The sequence below is a fragment of the Neoroseomonas oryzicola genome (assembly GCF_012163135.1).
GTDB classification, from domain to species: domain Bacteria; phylum Pseudomonadota; class Alphaproteobacteria; order Acetobacterales; family Acetobacteraceae; genus Neoroseomonas; species Neoroseomonas oryzicola.
Map to the genome: position 1 here is coordinate 124,228 of NZ_JAAVUP010000004.1, position 16,293 is coordinate 140,520.

The following is a 16,293-nucleotide window of genomic DNA, read 5'->3' on the forward strand; positions in this document are numbered from 1 at the left end:
TGCGCCCGCCGGTTCCTTGTCGGGTCAGCCTAGACCATGTGGCGCCCGCCGCAACGCCGCGGCGTCAGTCGACGGTGATGTTGCCGCGGCGGACCACCTCGCCCCACTTCACGATCTCGGCGCGGATGAAGGCGTCGAAGGTCGCCGGGGTCGACAGCCCGTCCGGTGTCAGGTCCGGCTTCATGCCGCCGAGATCGGCCATCTTCGACCACACCGCCGGGTCCGCGAGGCTCTGGTTCACCGCCTGGGCGACGCGGTCGATGACCGGGCGCGGCGTGCGCGCGGGGGCGCAGATGCCGAACCAGGCGGTCGCCTCGACGGCGGGGAAGCCGGCCTCGGCGGTGGTCGGGACGTCGGGCAGCGCCGGCGTGCGCGTGGCCGTCGTCACGGCGAGCGGCCGCAGCCGCCCGTCGCGCAGATGCCCGATGACCGAGGGCAGGTTGTCCACGCCGACCTCGACGCGCCCGGCGATGATCTCCTGCAGCATCGGCCCGGCGCCGCGGAAGGGCACGTGGGTGAGGTCGATGCCCGCCGCCTGCTTCAGCAGCTCGCCCGTCATGTGCAGCGAGGTGCCGACGCCCGAGGAGCCGATGTTGAGCTTGCCCGGCTGCCGCTTCGCGAGGTCCACCAGCTCGCGCAGCGTGCGCACGGGCAGGTCGTTGTTCACGAAGATGGCGTTGGGCACCTTCACCACCAGCGCGACGGCGGCGAGGTCCTCGGGCTTGTGCGGCATCCGCGCGCCATAGAGCCCGTGGTTGATCGCCCCCGAGGAGACGGTCTGCATCAGCAGCGTGTAGCCGTCCGGTTCGGATTTCGCGACGACGTCGGCGCCGATGTTGCCGCCCGACCCGCCCGGCCGGTTCTCGACCACCACCGGCTGGCCGAGGCGTTGCGTCAACGGCTCCACCATCACGCGCGCGGCGAGGTCGGTCGTGCCCCCGGGCGGGAAGCCGACGACGAGGCGCACGGGCCGCGAAGGCCAGGCCTGGGCGAAGGCGGGGCGCGCAAGCGGGGCAAGGGCGATGGCGCCCATGAGGGCGCGGCGGTCGATCATTCTTGTCTTCTCCTCCCGGCGGGCCGCATGCGGCCCGTTGTCGAAGGCCCCAAACTGGCCCGATGCGGGGTCGCGTTCAACCTCGCCTGGGCTTTCGGTCCCGGCTAGCCTGCGCCGGGCCCCAGGGGCGGGCAGGGGAGTCGCGGCGCAATGGGTTTCCTCAGGCTGTACTGGCGCGTGCTCTGGATGCTGGGCAGCGACCGGCCGATGGCGCTCGGGCTCGCCGTGGCCGCGCTCGCGCTCGCCGGCCTGCAGTTCCTCGAGCCTGTGCTGTTCGGCCGCGTGGTGGACCTGCTGGCCCGGTCCGAACGCATGGCGCCAAGCCAGCTGTGGGCCGAGGCGACGACGCTGCTGGGCGTCTGGGCCGTGGTCGGCCTGGCGAGCATCGCGGCCAATGTCGCCGTCGGCCTGTTCGCCGACCGGATGGCGCACCGCAACCGCCTCAAGGTCATGCACGAGTATTTCCAGCACGTGCTCGCCCTGCCGCTGTCCTTCCACGGCGACACGCAGTCCGGCCGGCTGATGAAGATCATGCTGGTCGGCACGGACAACCTCTTCGGCCTTTGGCTCGGCTTCTTCCGCGAGCACATCATCACCTTCGTCTCGCTGATCGTGCTGCTGCCGCTGACCATGGCGATGAACTGGCGGCTCGGCGTGCTGCTGGTGCTGCTCGTCGTCGTCTTCACCGCGGTCTCGGCCTTCGTCATCCGCCGCACCCAGGATGCGCAGGCGAAGGTGGAACAGTTCCATTCGCGCCTGGCCGGCAACGCCCAGGATGCACTGTCCAACGTCGTCGTCGTGCAGTCCTTCACGCGCCTGAATTCCGAGGCGCGGATGTTCGGCGACATCATCCGCCAGGTGCTCGACCACCAGTTCCCGGTGCTGAACTGGTGGGCGATCGTGGCGGTGTTGACGCGCGCAGCGTCGACCATCTGCGTCATCGCGATCTTCGTCTTCGGCACGGTGCTGCACGTCCGCGGCCAGGCGACGGTGGGCGAGATCGTCTCCTTCATGGGCTTCGCGACGCTGCTGATCGGGCGGATGGAAAGCGCGATCGGCTTCGTCTCCCACATGGTCTTCGTGCAGCCGCGCATCGAGGAACTGTTCCAGGTGCTCGACGCGCGCTCCACCGTGCCGGAGGCGCCGAACGCGATCGATGCCGGCCGCGCCACCGGCCAGGTCGCCTTCGAGGGCGTCGGCTTCGCCTATCCCGGCGGGCCGCCCATCCTGCGCGACGTCACCTTCGCGGCCTCCCCCGGCAAGACCATCGCGCTGGTCGGCCAGACCGGCGCCGGCAAGTCCACCGCCATGGCGCTGCTGCAGCGGCTGTGGGACCCGGTCGACGGGCGCATCACGCTGGACGGGCACGATCTGCGTGAGATCAGCCTGGAGTCGCTGCGCCGCAACATCGGCGTGGTCTTCCAGGAATCCATGCTGTTCAGCCGCACCATCCGGGAAAACCTGCTGGTCGGCCGCCCCGAGGCCACCCAGGCCGAGATCGAGGAGGCCTGCCGCCAGGCCGAGGCGCACGACTTCATCCTCCGCCAGCCCCAGGGCTACGACACGGTGGTGGGGGAACGCGGGTCGAACCTCTCGGGCGGCCAGCGGCAGCGCCTCGCCATCGCGCGCGCCCTGATCAAGAACCCGCCCGTGCTGATCCTGGACGAGGCGACCTCCGCCCTCGACGCCGCGACCGAGGCCCGGGTGCAGAAGGCGCTCGCCGCCCTGATGGCCGGCCGCACCACCTTCATCATCGCCCACCGCCTGTCGACGGTGCGGGAGGCCGACGAGATCCTGGTCTTCGACGGCGGCCGCATCGCCGAGCGCGGGCCCTTCGCCGAGCTGGTCGCCCAGGGCGGTCGCTTCGCGGAACTGGTTCGCACGCAGCTCGCGGGCGGGGCGGCGCCGGCGCATTGATGTCGCGCCGCATCGACCGATCCTGGGTCGTGCTCGCCAGCATCGAGACGGCCGAGGGCAACCGCTGCGTCGACGTCTTCCTGCGCCCCGACGGCACCTTCGGCTTCGAGGAATTCCGCCGCGACCCCGAGGATGCCGGCGCCTGGACGCCGGTCGCCTGGTTCTCGTCGGCGGTCTTCGCGACGCGCGCCGAGGCCGAGGCTGCCGCGCGCCGCGCCATTCCGTGGTTCGCCGCGCTTCATTGATCCGCGAGGTTCCGCGCTTCTTCCTTGCATCGCGCGCCGCCGCCCTGGCACGCTCGCGCATCGGTTGCGCGGACGGGTGCTGCCGGACCCCTCCCCGATGCAGGATCTCCCGGCGGCGCCCTGCCGCGCCCCGCGGGCCCCCCGGCCCGCGGCGGAGCAGGGAGGGTGCGTGCATGACCATCCAGTCCATCCTGCGTCACAAGGGCGGCGACGTCTTCTCGGTCGGCCCCGGCGAGGACGCCACCTCGATCGCGCAGGCGCTCGCGCAGCACCGCATCGGCGCGGCGCTGGTGCGCGACCAGGACGGCGCCGTGCTCGGCATCGTCAGCGAGCGCGACATCGTCCGCGCCGTGGCGCGGGAGGGCACCACCGCCCTGGCCCGCACGGCGCGGGACCTGATGACCGCCGACCTCGTCACCGCCGCGCCTTCCACCTCGGTGGCCGAGGCTTTGGGGCTGATGACCAACCATCGCTGCCGGCACCTGCCGGTGATGGACCATGGGCGGCTCGCCGGCATGGTCTCGATCGGGGACCTGGTGAAGGCCCGCATCGCCCAGGCCGAGGAAGAGGCGGAGTCGCTCCGCGCCTTCGTCACCGCGGCCTGACCCGGGCGGCGCGCGACCCCCGTCGCGCCCGCCGGCGCCGCGTGCGAGCCTGCGCCCCGGAGAGAACGGGAGCGCAGGCATGGACCTTCAACTGACCGGCAGGGTGGCGCTCGTCACCGGCGCCTCGGTGGGGCTTGGCCGCGCGATTGCGAAGATGCTGGCGGCCGAGGGCTGCCGCCTCGCCATCCTGGCCCGCCGGCGCCCGCTGCTCGACGCCCTCGCGGCCGAACTGCCGGCCTCCGCGACGCCCTTCGTCATCGAGCAGGACATCACCGCCCCCGACGCCGCGCCGCGCATCCGTGACGCGGTACTCGGCCATTTCGGCTGCTGCGACATCCTGGTGAACAATGCCGGCGGGTCCCGCCCGCAGCCCGACCTCGGCGACGACGCGGTCTGGCAGGAGGCGATGCTGCTGAACTTCGAGGCCGGGCGGCGCATCACCCATGCCCTCATCCCGGCCATGCAGGCGCGCAAATGGGGCCGCATCGTCAGCCTCACCGGCACGGACGAACCCTTCTCCATCAACCCCGCCAATGCCCCCAACGGCGCGGTGCACATCTGGTCCAAGGCGCTGTCGCGGGTGCTGGGCAAGGACGGGATCACGGTGAATTGCGTCCCGCCGGGTCGCATCCATTCCGAACAGATCGACACCCGCATCATGCCCACGCCCGAATCGCAGCGCGCCTGGGCGGAGAAGGAGGTCCCGGTCGGCTATATCGGGGAACCGGAGGACCTTGCGGTCCTCGTCGCCTTCCTCTGTTCCCCGCGCGCCCGCTACATCACGGGGCAGGTGATCCACGTCGACGGCGGAACGCTGCGATCCAGCCATTGAGCCTGGGCCGCCCGCGGTTCCAGGCTGGCGCACCACCAGGCGACGAGGAGTCGCGATGAACCAGCCTGCCGCCCCCGCCGCGACGCGCCACCGCGGCAATGCCTATCGCCGCCACCTGCGGGCCGCGATCCACCTCGCCCGGCGGCGCCGGCGCGGCCTCGGTCCCGCCCCGCGGCTGCCGCTCGGCGCGGTGCTCGCCGATGCCGTCGCGGCGACGGTCGGGTCATGGCGCTTCATCGTCGTCCAGACCGGGCTGATCACCGTATGGATCGCGGGCAACGCGATCTTCGGCGGCGGCGCCTGGGACCCCTATCCCTTCATCCTGCTGAACCTGCTGCTGTCCTTCCAGGCCGCCTACACCGCGCCTGTCATCATGATGAGCCAGAACCGCCAGGCGGATATCGACCGCGACCGCGCCCTGGCCGATTATCAGGTCAATATCCGCGCCGAGGCGGAGATCGCCCTGCTGCACGAGAAGATCGACCTGATGCGCGAGCGCGAGCTGATCGAACTGACGCAACTGCTCAAGGCCGCCCTGGCGCGCATCGAATGCCTGGAAGCCAAGGGGGGGGCTGCATGATCAACCTCGCTGTCCGCATCCTGCTCGCGGTGGGCGGCGCCGTGGCGGCGCTGTTCGTCGCGGAGGATTCACCCAATTTCGGCGTGGTCCAGGGGATGCTCTCGACCGTCGTCCTGGTCTGCGTCATCGGCATCATCGTGCTGTGGCGCTGGAAGAAGGACGAATAGCCGGGACGTTCCCGCCCCGGTGCAAAGCCGTTAAGACCAGCCCATGCCGATCGTCCAGGCCCTCCTTGCCCTCATCGCGGCCTGCATCGGCTTCGCCCTGCTGGCCCGCCATGCGCGGCTGCCCTACGCGGTGGTGCTGGTGCTGGGGGGCATGGTGCTCGCCTTCATCCCCGGCGCGCCGCGGGTCGAGCTCGACCCCGACCTCGCCCTCGCCTTCTTCCTGCCGCCGCTGCTGATGGCCAGCGCCTACCGGACCGATTGGCGCGCCTTCACCGGCAACATCCGGCCGATCCTCTTCCTCGCCCTCGGCGCGGTGCTGTTCACCGCGCTCTGCGTCGCGTTCGCGGTGCTCACCATCATCCCCTGGCTGCCCTTCTCGGCGGCGATCGCGCTCGGGGCCATCGTCGCCCCGCCCGATGCGGTGGCGGCCGGCGCCGTGCTGCAGCGCCTGCGGCTGCCCAAGGGCATCGTCGCGGTGCTGGAAGGCGAAAGCCTCGTCAACGACGCCTCGGCGCTGGTGCTCTATCGCTTCGCGGTGGCGGCGACGCTGGCCGGCGCCTATTCCTGGGCGGAGGCCGGCTTCACCTTCCTGGCGCTCGCCATCGGCGGGGCGATGATCGGCTGGCTGGTCGGGCGCGGCGCGATCCTCGCCATCCGCCGGCTCGAGGACACGCTGCTCGAAACGGCGATGTCCTTCATCGCCTGCTTCGCCTCCTATTTCGCGGCGGAATTCTTCCATGTCTCGGGCGTCATCGCCGTGGTGGTGACGGGGCTCGTGCTCGGGCGGGCGCAGCACGCGCTCTCCGCGCGGACGCGGCGGGAGTCGCGCGTGGTATGGGAATTCATCGAATTCGTGCTGAACAGCCTGGTCTTCATCCTGATCGGGCTGCAGCTGAACGAGATCCTGGGCCGCATGGAGGAATACGGCGCCTGGCAGCTCGCCTCCTGCGCCTTCGTCGTCTCGGCGGCGCTGATCGTCTCGCGCTTCATCTGGGTCTTCCCGGCCTCCCTGACGCCGCGGCTGGTGCCGGCGCTGGCGCGCTTCGGCTCGCCGCGGCCCTGGTCGCACACCACGATCATCGCCTGGTGCGGGATGCGCGGCGTGGTCTCGCTCGCCGCCGCGCTCGCGCTGCCGGTCACCTTCCCCGAGCGCGACCTGATCGTCTTCCTCGCCTTCTGCGCCATCCTCGCGACGCTGGTCATGCAGGGCACGACGCTCGAATGGCTGATCAAGCGGCTTGGCGTGGAGGAGAAGCGCAAGCCCGGCATGAGCATCGACGAGGCCGCCGCCCGCACCCTCATCGCCCATGCCGCGCTGCGCGAGATGGAAAGCCGCGCCGAAGACCTGCTGTCAGGCGCCATCGCCCAGGACCTGCTGCCCGAATACCGCGACCGGGTGCGCCTGCTGGACGGCATCAGCCAGGGCGCGATCGCCGCCGAGCGCGCCGCCCGGCTGGAGCACCGCCTGCACGCGCTGCGCGCCGGCCGCGCCCGGCTGCTGCGCCACCGCGCGGAGGACGGCGTGGAGGAGGAGCTGATGAACCGCCTCACCGAGGAACTCGACCTCGAGGAACTGCGCCTGCGCCGCCTCCTTGGCGCGACCGACGCTTGATGCGAGCGGCTCTCCATCCGCCGCGCTATAGGGGAAGGCCATGACCGCGCTCCGCCAGGCCCTCGAGGACGCCCGCCGGGCGCTGCTCGACCTCTCGACCCGCAACCGCCTGCTGGCCCTGCCCAAGCCGGGCCGGTCGCGCGGCGTCGTCATCCTCGACGACGAGGATGCGGATTTCGTGGTGGGCGCGCTCGCCGCCGGCCGCGCCTTCGGTTTCGAGGCCGCGGCCGAGGAAGCCGCCGACCCGCCGGCCGGCGAGGAAGGTGCCAAGCCCCGCCGCCGCCGCACCACCAAGGCCGCCGCCAAGGCCGAGGGCGTCGGCAAGGCCGACGGCAAGGCGACGCGCGAGGACTGGCAGCGCGACGAATGGCTGCGCGTGCGCCTGGCGCCGAGCGACCTCGCCCGCCGCCTGCGCGACCTGATGACCGATGCGCGCACGGCCCGCGAGGAGACGGGCGTGCCGACGCTCTACCTCGCGCTCGGCGTGCTGTGCTGGCGCGATCCCGCGACGCCCGAGACCGAGCGCCGCGCCCCGCTCGCCCTGCTGCCGGTCGCGCTGGAACGGGAGGGCGTCTCCCAGACCTTCCGCCTGCGCGCCGGCACCAACGAGGTCGCGGAGAACCTCTCGCTGCGCGAGATGCTGAAGGTCAACTTCGGCACCGCGCTGCCCGACTTCGACCCCGAGGCCTACAACCCGACCGCCTGGGCGGAATCCGTCGCGGCCGCGGTGAAGGACCGCCCGGAATGGACGGTCGATCCGGACGCGCTGGCCCTCGGGCTGTTCTCCTTTGCAAAATTCCTGATGTGGCGCGACCTGGGGCCGGAGGAGAATCCCGGCCTCGGCGACCATCCCCTGGTGCGCTCGCTGGTCGGTGGCGAGGCGCTGTCCACCCCGCCGACCTTCCCCGACGATGCCGATGTCGATGAGGAGATCCCGGTCGAGCGCCTCGACCACGTCATGGACATGGACGGGTCGCAGGCGCTGGCGGCGGAATCCGTCCGACGCGGCGGCCATGTCGTGATCCAGGGGCCGCCCGGGACGGGCAAGTCGCAGACCATCGCGACGATCCTCGCCCAGGCGATCCTCGACGGGCGCAGCGTGCTGTTCGTGGCGGAGAAGCTCGCCGCGCTCGAGGTGGTGAAGCGGCGGCTCGAGAACATGGGCCTCGGCGCGGCGTGCCTCGAATTGCATTCCGAGAAGCAGTCCAAGCGCGCGGTGCTGGACGAGTTGCGCGCGACGCTCGCCCTGCCGCCGCCGCCCAAGCCGAACCGTCAGGCGGTGGTGGATCGCCTCGCGACGCTGCGCGGGCGGCTCAACCGCCACGCGGCGGCGATGCGCCAGCCGGCCGGGGCTTCGGGCATCCCGCTGCACCAGGTGGTCGGCGCGCTGGTCGGGCTGCGCCGGCGGCGCGTGGCGGTGCCGGACTTCACCCTCGATCCCGCCGCCTGGGACGGGGCGACGATCGCGGCGAAGCGCGATGCGGTGCGCGACCTCGCCGCGCGCGCGGTGGAAGCGGACGGCGCGAACAACCCCTGGCGCGGCGTGACGGCCGATATCGGTCCCGCCGATGCCGACCGGCTGATGGCGCGGCTGCCCGGCTGGATCCGTGCCCTGGCCGCGGCCGGCGCGGCGGCGGGTGGTACCGCGGGACCTGCGGGCATCGCCACGCGGCTGCGCGCCGCCGCGGCGCTGCGGGAGGCGCCGGACCATGACAAGGCCGCGATGGGCAGCGCAGCCTGGCGCGCCGATCCCGCGCCGCTGGTGGGCCTGACCGAGGCGGTGGCGCAACTCGCCATTGTGCGGCGCGACGCGCGGCTGAAGCCCGGTGCGCTGGACGTCGGCGGCCTCGAGGAAGCACGCGCGACGCTTGCCTCCTCCGGCGGTTTCTTCGGCTTCCTCAGCTCCGCGCGCCGCACGGCGCAGGAAGTCGCGGACAAGGTCGCGCGCGAGGGCACCGACGCGGTCAAGGCGCTCGACGCCGCGATCGCCGGCCAGGCGGCGCGGCTGCGCGTGCGCAACGGCAATGCGCTCGGCCAGGCCGCCTTCGGTCGGCTGTGGCGCGGCGAGGACACCGATCCCTCCGCCATGTCGGCGCTGATCCTATGGCGCCAGAAGCACGGGCCCGATGCCGCCGCCGCGCTCGCCGCCGAGGCCCCCGCCGGCGACGCCGCCGTGCTCGAGGCCGGGGCCGCGGCCTGGGCGGAGCTGGTCGCGGCGACGGGTCTCGACGCGGTGGCCGCCTTCGGCACCGCCGATCCGTCCTTCGCCGCCATCGCCGAGCGCCTCGGCGCCTGGGCCGAACGCCCCGAGGCGCTGCCGCTCTGGCAGGGCTGGCGCCGCGCGCTGGCCGAGGCGCGCGGCATCGAGCCGATCGTCGAACGCCTGCAGGACGGCCGCCTGACGCCCGAGGCCGCCGAGGACGCCTTCGCCTACGCCCTGCACGAAGGCCTGATGCGCGCGGCGAGTGCGAAGCATCCCGACCTCGCCGCCTTCGATGCCGCCGGGTACGATCGCCTGGTCGCCGAGTTCCGCGAGGCCGACCGCGCCCGCATCGCGCTGACCCGCGCCGAGGCCGCGCGCACCCATGCGGAACGCGTGAAGGAAGTGCGCGACGGCGCGCCCGGCATGACCGTCATCCGCGGCGAGATGGAGAAGAAGCGCGGCCACCTGCCGGTGCGCGAATTGCTGCTGCGCGCGGCACCCGCGGTGCAGAAGATCAAGCCGGTCTTCATGATGAGCCCGCTGTCGGTCGCGCAGTTCCTGGCACCGCCGCACGGGCTGCGCCCGGGCCTGACCTTCGACCTGATGGTGATGGACGAGGCGTCGCAGGTCGAACCCGTCGATGCTCTGGGTGCCATCGCGCGCTGCCGCCAGGTGGTGGTGGTCGGCGACGACCGGCAGATGCCGCCCACCCGCTTCTTCCAGCGCATGACCGGCGAGGAGGACGACACGCCGCCCGAGGACGCGCCGGAGGCGGTCGCGGCGCGCGACGTGGAGAGCATCCTCGGCCTGTGCAACGCGCGCGGCGTGCCCGCCGCGATGCTGCGCTGGCACTACCGGTCGCGCCACGAAAGCCTCATCGCGACGAGCAACGCGGAATTCTACGAGAACCGCCTGCTCGTGCTGCCGAGCCCCCGCCCGCGCTCCGCGCTGCTTGGCCTCTCGCTGGTGCGCGTCGACGGCGCCTGGGAGACCGGCGAGGGCGTCAACCGCGCCGAGGCCGAGGCCGTCGCCCAGGCGGTGATGCGCCACGCGAAGGAGACGCCCGGCGATACGCTCGGCGTCGCCGCCTTCTCGATCAAGCAGCGCGACGCGATCATCGACGCCGTCGAGGCCGCGCGCCGCGCCGATCCCTCCGCCGATGCGTTCTTCACCGCGCATGAGGACGAGCCCTTCTTCGTCAAGAACCTCGAGAACGTGCAAGGCGACGAACGCGACGCGATCCTGATCTCGGTCGGCTATGGCCGCGACAAGGACGGACGGCTGGCCATGCGCTTCGGCCCGCTCTCCGCCGAGGGCGGCGAGCGGCGGCTCAACGTGCTGATCACGCGCGCGAAGAAGCGCTGCATCGTCTTCTCGGGCATCGGCGCGGACGACATCGACCTTGCGCGCGCCTCGGGCCGCGGCGTCGCCGCGCTCAAGACCTTCCTCGCCTTCGCCGCTGCCCCGCCCACCGCCCCACGCGCGGGCGGGGAGGGCACCGGCAGCCCGATCGCCGAGGCGATCAGCGAGGCGGTGCGCGAGGCCGGCAAGGACCCCGTGCCGCATGTCGGCCTTGCGGGCCTCTTCCTCGACGTCGCGGCGAAGGGGGAGCAGGGCTACGAGCTCGGCATCGAGGCCGATGCCGGCGACTGGGCCGCGCTGCGCTGTGCCCGCGACCGCGAGCGCGGCCGTGCCGCGGCGCTGGAGGCGATGGGTTGGAAGCTGGCGCGCGCCTGGTCGCTCGCCTGGTATGCGCGCCCCGAAGCCGAGGCGGCGCGCATCAAGGAGGCCCTCGGCGCCGCGCCCGCCGAAACCCCCGCGCCTGAGGCACCGCCCGCACCATCCCTTCCGGGCATCGCCGAACCCTATCGCGAGGCGGCACCCGTCCTGGCGCAGGGCCCGCTCGACGCGCTGCCCCCCGCGGACCTCGCCGCCGCGATCGGGGAGGTCGTCGCGGTGGAAGCGCCGATCACGCCGGACAGCCTCGCCGAGCGCCTGCGCCTCTGCGCCGGCCGCCAGGCGCTGACGACGAAGGAACGCGACGCGGTGCGCCAGGCCACGGCGCTGGCGAAGACGAGCCATGGCGTGACCGGGTCGGCCGGCGTGCTGGCAACCGCGGCGACCAAGGTGGTCCCGCGCGACCGCCGGGCGGCGGCGGCGCATCTGCGCCGCGCGGCCGCGGTGCCGCCCGCCGAGATCGCGGCAACGGCGGACGCTGTGCTCGCCGCGCACCCGGGGCTTGCGGAAAGCGACCTCGCGGCGGCGGTGCATGGCGCGCTCGGCCTCGATGCCGGGGCGCAGATGGCGATCGCGGCGCGCATCGCGGCGCTGGTGGGCGGAGGGACGATCCGGCTCGGCTGAACGGGCCGGGTCAGCCGGCCAGGATGATGACCTTCGTCTGGCTCGGCGCGATGCGGGCGCCGACGGCGTTGGTGCCGTTCTGGTTCGACATGGACGTCATGCGCGTCGCCGGCTGGCCCTTCACGAGCACGGTGAAGGCGCCGAGCACATGCCGCGACGGCCCCATCACCATCCCCGAGGCGACGCCCGTCGCCACGCCGGCATTGTCGCCGTTCGTCAGCGGGACGGTGGTGCCCATGTTGTGCATCGGCGCGCAGAGAATCATCGTCGTGAACTGGCTCGGGATCGCGGTCGATCCGCTCGCGATGTTCGGATACGGGATCGGCACCGGGCCGACCGGGGACGGCGTCAGGCATACGTCGGGGAACGCGACGTCGACGCCGGACATCTGGGTGTTGGCGAACATCGCGCCCTCTCAGCCGAGGTGGATCTGGTCCGAGCGAAGCTTCACCAGCGCCCCGCCCTGCACGGTAATGGTCTCGCCCTTCAGGTTCACATGCCCGCTCGCGCGCTGGTCGATGTCACGCGCACGCAGCTGCTCACCTTCCTCGACGAAGCGGAAGGATCGGCGGAAGCGGCCGATAATACGCTGCGCGATGGTCTCGATCGCCTCGGCGAAGAGGCCGACGCGGCCAAGATGCGCCTCGGTGCGCGTGGCGACGACATCGAGGCTGCGCGTCGCGACCTGCGTCGTCTCCGCATCGACGACCAGCGTCCCGGCAGCGAGGTTCAACCGCCCCGCGCCATCCCCGATCGTCGCCCCGTCCGGCATCGCGAGCCGCATCGCCGTATCGCCCCGCCGTTCCAGCACCGCCAGCACATAGGCCTGCCCGCCGGCGCGCCCGACCAGCACCAGGTCGCCCGGTGCCGGCTCCACCAGGCAGGAGAAGGCGCGACCGGCGCGTTCCTCCTGACCCTCCCGCAGCAGCAGGACGGAGGCGCCGTCGCAGGCAAGAACCTCTGCGCTGTCGGTCGCAGCGCCGATCTGCTGGGCGATCCCGGTCATGGCGTTCATCGGGACGTCTCCTTCGTGGTCATCGTCTCACCCTGGCACGAAGCGTTGCCGCCACTGCTCGGCTTCCGTCCGCGCCTGGTCGGGCGGCAGCGCGGCGCGGCGGTCGGGAATCCGTGCATCGGCGTCGCGGATCGCATGGAGGTTGGCACGGAACAGCGTTGCGCCGGCCAGGTCCGCGGCCTCGAGGTCCGCGTGGCTGAGGTCGGCATAGGTCATGTCGCAATTGGCGAAGCGCGCGCGGGGTGCCGTCATGCGCACGCAGATCGCCTGGTAGAGCCGCGCACCGGTCGCATCGGCCTCGGTCAGGTCGGCATCCTGCAGGATCGCATTCTCGAGGTTCGCGCCACGCAGCACGGCGCGCGTCAGCGTCGCCTCGAGCAGCATGGCGCGCGCCATCTGCGCACCCTCGAACACCGTGTCGGCCGCCTTCACGCCCTGCAGCCCCGTCTGCGTCAGGTCAGCGCCCGACAGATCGCACCCCGTCAGGTCGCAATCCTTGAACAGGCAGCCGGGAACCGACAGGCCGCGCAGCTCCCGCCCGGCCAGGACGACCTTGAGGAAGTTCACGCGCACGAACTGCGCGCCCGCGATGCCGCTGCGCGTCAGGTCCGCGTCCATCAGCACCATGCTCTCGCAATGCGCGCCCGAGAGGTCCATCCCGTCGGTCTGGCATTCGAGGATGTTCGTGTTGACGAGGCGCGCCCCGGTCAGGTCCGCGCGCGACAGGCGGCAGCGCATCAGCGTCGCATGGGTCAGGTCGGCCTGCGCCAGGTTCGCTCCGCGCATCATGCAGCCGATCGCGTTCCAGTCCTTCGCCGCCACGCCCGAAAGGTCGATGCGCGACATGGTGCAGTCGGTGAAGGCCGCATCCGCCAGCTTCGCGCCGGCGAGCTTCGCGTTGTCCAGCTGCGTGTTGTTGAACAGCGCCTCGCGCAGGTCGGCCCCGCGCAGGTCGACATCCGCGAGGTTGGCGCCGTCGAAGATTCCCCCCGACAGGTCCGCCCCCGACAGGTCGAGCCCCGCCCAGCTGCGGCCGGGGCCGATCACCTCGCCGCCATGCACCAGCGCGATGAGGTCCTCGCGGCTCATTCGGGCGTCCTGCGCGGATGGAAGCGCACCCGCGTGCGCTGGACACGCTCGTAGCGCGTCTGGGTGTCGGATCGGACGCGCGCGATGTCGGCCTCGTAGAAGCTTGAATCGGACAGGTCGGTGCCCCGGACGTCGGCGCGGGCGAGGCTCGCCCCCGCGAAATCCGCCCGCGTCAGGCGCGCGCCGCGCAGGTCGGCCACCGTGAACCGCGCGCTGCGCGCCGAGACAAGGTCGAAGGAGGCGCCTTGCAGCGGGCAGTCGGAGAAATCCGTTTCGTCCAGCACGGCGCCATCGAAGGTCGCGCCGTCGAGCGGCACGCCGCGCAGCGTCGCGCTGGTGCAGCGCGCCCCCGCGAAGCGTGCCCTCGGCAGCGCGCAATCCTTGACGAACACCGCGCGCACCATCTCGGCGCCGTCGAAGACGACGCCCTCGCCGCGCGTCTCGACGAAGCTCGCGCCCGTCATCCGCGCATCGGAGAAATCGGCGCCGTCGAGCACGGCCTTGATGAAGATCGCGCCGTCCAGCATCGCGCCGGCGGCGCGCAGCCCCGCAAGCGAGGCATCGTGGATGAAAAGGTCCGGCGCGATCGCCTCGCTGAGGTCCGCCCCGTCCAGCCGTGCCTCGAGCAGCTGCGCATCCGTCAGGTCGACGCCGCGCAGGATGGCTCCGCGCAGATCCGCCCCGCGCAGGACGGCGCCGCGCAGCACGGCGCCCGAGAAGTCCGCGCCGCCGAACACGGCCCGGCCAAGATTGGCCTCGGTCAGGTCCGCCCCGGCGAAGCGCGCGCCGTCGAGCCGCGCATGGGCCAGCACCGCGCGCGTCAGCCGCGCGCCGCTGAGATTGGCGCCGGCGAGGTTCGCCCCGTCGAGCCATGCCTCGGTCAGGTCGAAGCCCGAGAGGTCGACCCCGGCAAGATCCGCGCCGCAGAGATCGAGCCGCGGCCCGCCCCTGCTGCCGTCGAGCAGCCGTGCGTGCAGCGCCGCGTTCGTCGCGGCATCGACCGGCGGCGCGGGATCCTGCATGTCGGCCGATTGCCGGTAGCCGTCGCGCGCCGCTTCCTCCAGTTCCTTCGCCTGGCCGGGCGTCGAAGGATCCTCCGCGCGGCGGCGCGCCTCTGCGGGATCGACGCCGGCGGCGACGGCGGCCGCGACTTCGGTGTCGATCATCATCTTCCGCTGTGCCGCGTCGATGCGCGGCGGGCCGGAGGGCCGCGCGCTGCGCGGCGCGGGCTGCTGGCCGAGCTCGACCGCCTTGGCGTCGGCCTCGGCCACGTCCTTCGCGATCTTCGCCTCGGCCTCGGTCTTCAGGCGCTCGAACTCATCCCATTTCGCCTTGATGTAGGCGGGGATGTCCTCGATGGCGGGGAGCTTCTCGGGCGGCGCGGGGGGTGGAAGCAGCGTATCGATGTCGACGCCGCGCTCCGCCAGCTGCGCGCGGGTGCGTTCGCGGGCCAGGTCCTCCCGCGCCCGCGCCCGCTTTGTCTGGATGGGTTCCTGCTCCATCCCGGCGCGCAGGCCTTCAAGGATCGCGTTGGGGCCGAGAACCTCGGGCGCCACGAGCGGCGCATCGTTCAGCGTCGCGAGCAGCCCGAATTCGGGCTCGCTGCGCGCGGCCAGGATCGCCTCGTACTCCGGAATGCTGCGCGGCGCGCCGAGCAGGTCGGCGCCGAGCAGAGCGAAGGTGATGTCGCGCGCATCCTCCTCGGCGACCTGCACGCGGCCGTGGTGGATCGTCACCAGCCGCTTGTGCGCCGGGAAGAACCAGACGGTCGTCAGCGACAGCGGCACGTCCTCGAGCGCATCGGCCCCGCGCCGGCGCACCAGGATGCGCGGCTGGACGCCCGGCAGACGCCCGGCGATCTCGGGTTCCTCCGGGTGCATGTTGGTGATCGCGTAGTCCTCGTCGCCCACGAGGAAGCCGGCGAAGCGCTGCTCCGGCTGCGCGGCGAAGGCCATGCGGAAGTCGATGTCGCGCGCGAAGCCGGGGAAGTCCTCCTCGAGCCAGGTCTGGTCATGCGTGCCGGCGAGGCTCGCGCGCTGCGGCCAGGCGATGTCGATCGGGCCGAAATTCACCGGCTCTGGCCGGCCGGCCGGCGCGGCGCCATGCGGCAGGACGATGTTGGGCAGCGCGACGCGGTAGCCCACGCCCGGGATCGGCGCCTCGTCGATGCCGCGGCCGAGCGGGTTCTGGGCGTATTTCTTCCCGCCGTAGGACCGGTCCCAGCCCAGCGGCATCTCGGTGAAGGGCATCGGATCGGTCGGCAGGCCATTCTCGATGTGGCGGTCGCCGACCACCGCGAGGCGCCGTCTGAGGGCGCCCAGGCGGACCGCGGCCTCGAGCGAGCGCACCGGCTGGCCGCCCGGCGCGTAGGCGCTGCCGGCGACGAGGAATTCCGCGCCGATCTTCGGCAGGCCGAGGTCCAGCACCTGTCCGGGCGGCAGCGCCTCGGGCAGGAACTTCCACATCTCGATCTCGCCGAGCAGCGTCGGGCTGTCGCCCATCTCGCAGAAGCCAAGGGCGGCGACGCTGAGGAAGAATCGCCGACGGAACTCCACCGGTCTCGACATGATGCCGAGGGCGAAGGGCTTGTCGACCTTCATGGCCTTGTCGTGC

The 16,293-nt window shown here is 72.5% G+C and carries 13 protein-coding genes; 8 read left to right on the plus strand and 5 right to left on the minus strand.

Annotated elements, in window-relative coordinates; all coding sequences use genetic code 11:
- Window positions 1-64: 64 nt before the first annotated feature.
- Window positions 65-1,054 carry a Bug family tripartite tricarboxylate transporter substrate binding protein gene (locus GWK15_RS15425; RefSeq protein WP_168042245.1) on the minus strand — a complete coding sequence of 330 codons (990 nt, stop codon included), beginning with the start codon at window positions 1,052-1,054 and terminating at the stop codon, window positions 65-67.
- 150 nt (window positions 1,055-1,204) lie between these two features.
- Between GWK15_RS15425 and GWK15_RS15430 the strand changes: the two genes are divergently transcribed.
- The 8 genes from GWK15_RS15430 to GWK15_RS15465 all read left to right on the plus strand — a co-directional run bounded on the left by GWK15_RS15430 (window position 1,205) and on the right by GWK15_RS15465 (window position 11,576).
- Window positions 1,205-2,971, plus strand: a complete 1,767-nt coding sequence (locus tag GWK15_RS15430; RefSeq protein WP_168042246.1) for a glucan ABC transporter ATP-binding protein/ permease — start codon at window positions 1,205-1,207, stop codon at window positions 2,969-2,971.
- Window positions 2,971-3,216: a hypothetical protein gene (locus GWK15_RS15435; protein ID WP_168042247.1), complete on the plus strand. Its 246-nt coding sequence runs from the start codon at window positions 2,971-2,973 to the stop codon at window positions 3,214-3,216. The genes GWK15_RS15430 and GWK15_RS15435 overlap by 1 nt, the downstream gene beginning before the upstream one ends.
- Window positions 3,217-3,389: 173 nt before the next feature.
- A complete protein-coding gene (locus tag GWK15_RS15440; RefSeq protein ID WP_168042248.1) occupies window positions 3,390-3,821 on the plus strand; it encodes a CBS domain-containing protein in 432 nt (143 codons plus the stop codon).
- A gap of 79 nt (window positions 3,822-3,900) precedes the next feature.
- Window positions 3,901-4,653: an SDR family oxidoreductase gene (locus GWK15_RS15445; RefSeq protein WP_168042249.1), complete on the plus strand. Its 753-nt coding sequence runs from the start codon at window positions 3,901-3,903 to the stop codon at window positions 4,651-4,653.
- A 55-nt stretch (window positions 4,654-4,708) separates the two neighbouring features.
- Window positions 4,709-5,233 carry a DUF1003 domain-containing protein gene (locus GWK15_RS15450; RefSeq protein WP_168042250.1) on the plus strand — a complete coding sequence of 175 codons (525 nt, stop codon included), beginning with the start codon at window positions 4,709-4,711 and terminating at the stop codon, window positions 5,231-5,233.
- Complete coding sequence (locus GWK15_RS15455; RefSeq protein ID WP_168042251.1) at window positions 5,230-5,400, plus strand: hypothetical protein; 171 nt, start codon at window positions 5,230-5,232, stop codon at window positions 5,398-5,400. Before GWK15_RS15450 ends, GWK15_RS15455 begins: the two co-directional genes overlap by 4 nt.
- Before the next feature lie 43 nt (window positions 5,401-5,443).
- Window positions 5,444-7,012 (plus strand): Na+/H+ antiporter, encoded by a 1,569-nt coding sequence (locus GWK15_RS15460; RefSeq protein ID WP_168042252.1) that lies wholly within the window; start codon window positions 5,444-5,446, stop codon window positions 7,010-7,012.
- A 40-nt stretch (window positions 7,013-7,052) separates the two neighbouring features.
- A complete protein-coding gene (locus tag GWK15_RS15465; protein WP_168042253.1) occupies window positions 7,053-11,576 on the plus strand; it encodes a DUF4011 domain-containing protein in 4,524 nt (1,507 codons plus the stop codon).
- A gap of 10 nt (window positions 11,577-11,586) precedes the next feature.
- On the opposite strand, the gene GWK15_RS15470 is transcribed toward GWK15_RS15465, so the two are convergent.
- From GWK15_RS15470 to GWK15_RS15485, 4 genes are read right to left on the minus strand one after another with little or no spacing between them, the layout of a single operon-like run.
- A complete protein-coding gene (locus GWK15_RS15470) occupies window positions 11,587-11,982 on the minus strand; it encodes a DUF4150 domain-containing protein (RefSeq protein WP_168042254.1) in 396 nt (131 codons plus the stop codon).
- A gap of 9 nt (window positions 11,983-11,991) precedes the next feature.
- A complete protein-coding gene (locus GWK15_RS15475; RefSeq protein ID WP_168042255.1) occupies window positions 11,992-12,591 on the minus strand; it encodes a DUF3540 domain-containing protein in 600 nt (199 codons plus the stop codon).
- Between the two features lie 27 nt (window positions 12,592-12,618).
- On the minus strand, window positions 12,619-13,680 hold the full coding sequence (locus tag GWK15_RS15480) for a pentapeptide repeat-containing protein (protein ID WP_168042256.1): 1,062 nt from the start codon (window positions 13,678-13,680) through the stop codon (window positions 12,619-12,621).
- On the minus strand, window positions 13,677-16,280 hold the full coding sequence (locus GWK15_RS15485; protein ID WP_168042257.1) for a DUF2169 family type VI secretion system accessory protein: 2,604 nt from the start codon (window positions 16,278-16,280) through the stop codon (window positions 13,677-13,679). The genes GWK15_RS15480 and GWK15_RS15485 overlap by 4 nt, the downstream gene beginning before the upstream one ends.
- Window positions 16,281-16,293 lie beyond the last annotated feature (13 nt).

Coding starts and splice junctions, on each gene's coding strand:
- GWK15_RS15425 (WP_168042245.1), bottom strand. CDS start 1,054: ATGATCGACCGCCGCGCCCTCATGGGCGCCATCGCCCTTGCCCCGCTT.
- GWK15_RS15430 (WP_168042246.1), top strand. CDS start 1,205: ATGGGTTTCCTCAGGCTGTACTGGCGCGTGCTCTGGATGCTGGGCAGC.
- GWK15_RS15435 (WP_168042247.1), top strand. CDS start 2,971: ATGTCGCGCCGCATCGACCGATCCTGGGTCGTGCTCGCCAGCATCGAG.
- GWK15_RS15440 (WP_168042248.1), top strand. CDS start 3,390: ATGACCATCCAGTCCATCCTGCGTCACAAGGGCGGCGACGTCTTCTCG.
- GWK15_RS15445 (WP_168042249.1), top strand. CDS start 3,901: ATGGACCTTCAACTGACCGGCAGGGTGGCGCTCGTCACCGGCGCCTCG.
- GWK15_RS15450 (WP_168042250.1), top strand. CDS start 4,709: ATGAACCAGCCTGCCGCCCCCGCCGCGACGCGCCACCGCGGCAATGCC.
- GWK15_RS15455 (WP_168042251.1), top strand. CDS start 5,230: ATGATCAACCTCGCTGTCCGCATCCTGCTCGCGGTGGGCGGCGCCGTG.
- GWK15_RS15460 (WP_168042252.1), top strand. CDS start 5,444: ATGCCGATCGTCCAGGCCCTCCTTGCCCTCATCGCGGCCTGCATCGGC.
- GWK15_RS15465 (WP_168042253.1), top strand. CDS start 7,053: ATGACCGCGCTCCGCCAGGCCCTCGAGGACGCCCGCCGGGCGCTGCTC.
- GWK15_RS15470 (WP_168042254.1), bottom strand. CDS start 11,982: ATGTTCGCCAACACCCAGATGTCCGGCGTCGACGTCGCGTTCCCCGAC.
- GWK15_RS15475 (WP_168042255.1), bottom strand. CDS start 12,591: ATGAACGCCATGACCGGGATCGCCCAGCAGATCGGCGCTGCGACCGAC.
- GWK15_RS15480 (WP_168042256.1), bottom strand. CDS start 13,680: ATGAGCCGCGAGGACCTCATCGCGCTGGTGCATGGCGGCGAGGTGATC.
- GWK15_RS15485 (WP_168042257.1), bottom strand. CDS start 16,280: ATGAAGGTCGACAAGCCCTTCGCCCTCGGCATCATGTCGAGACCGGTG.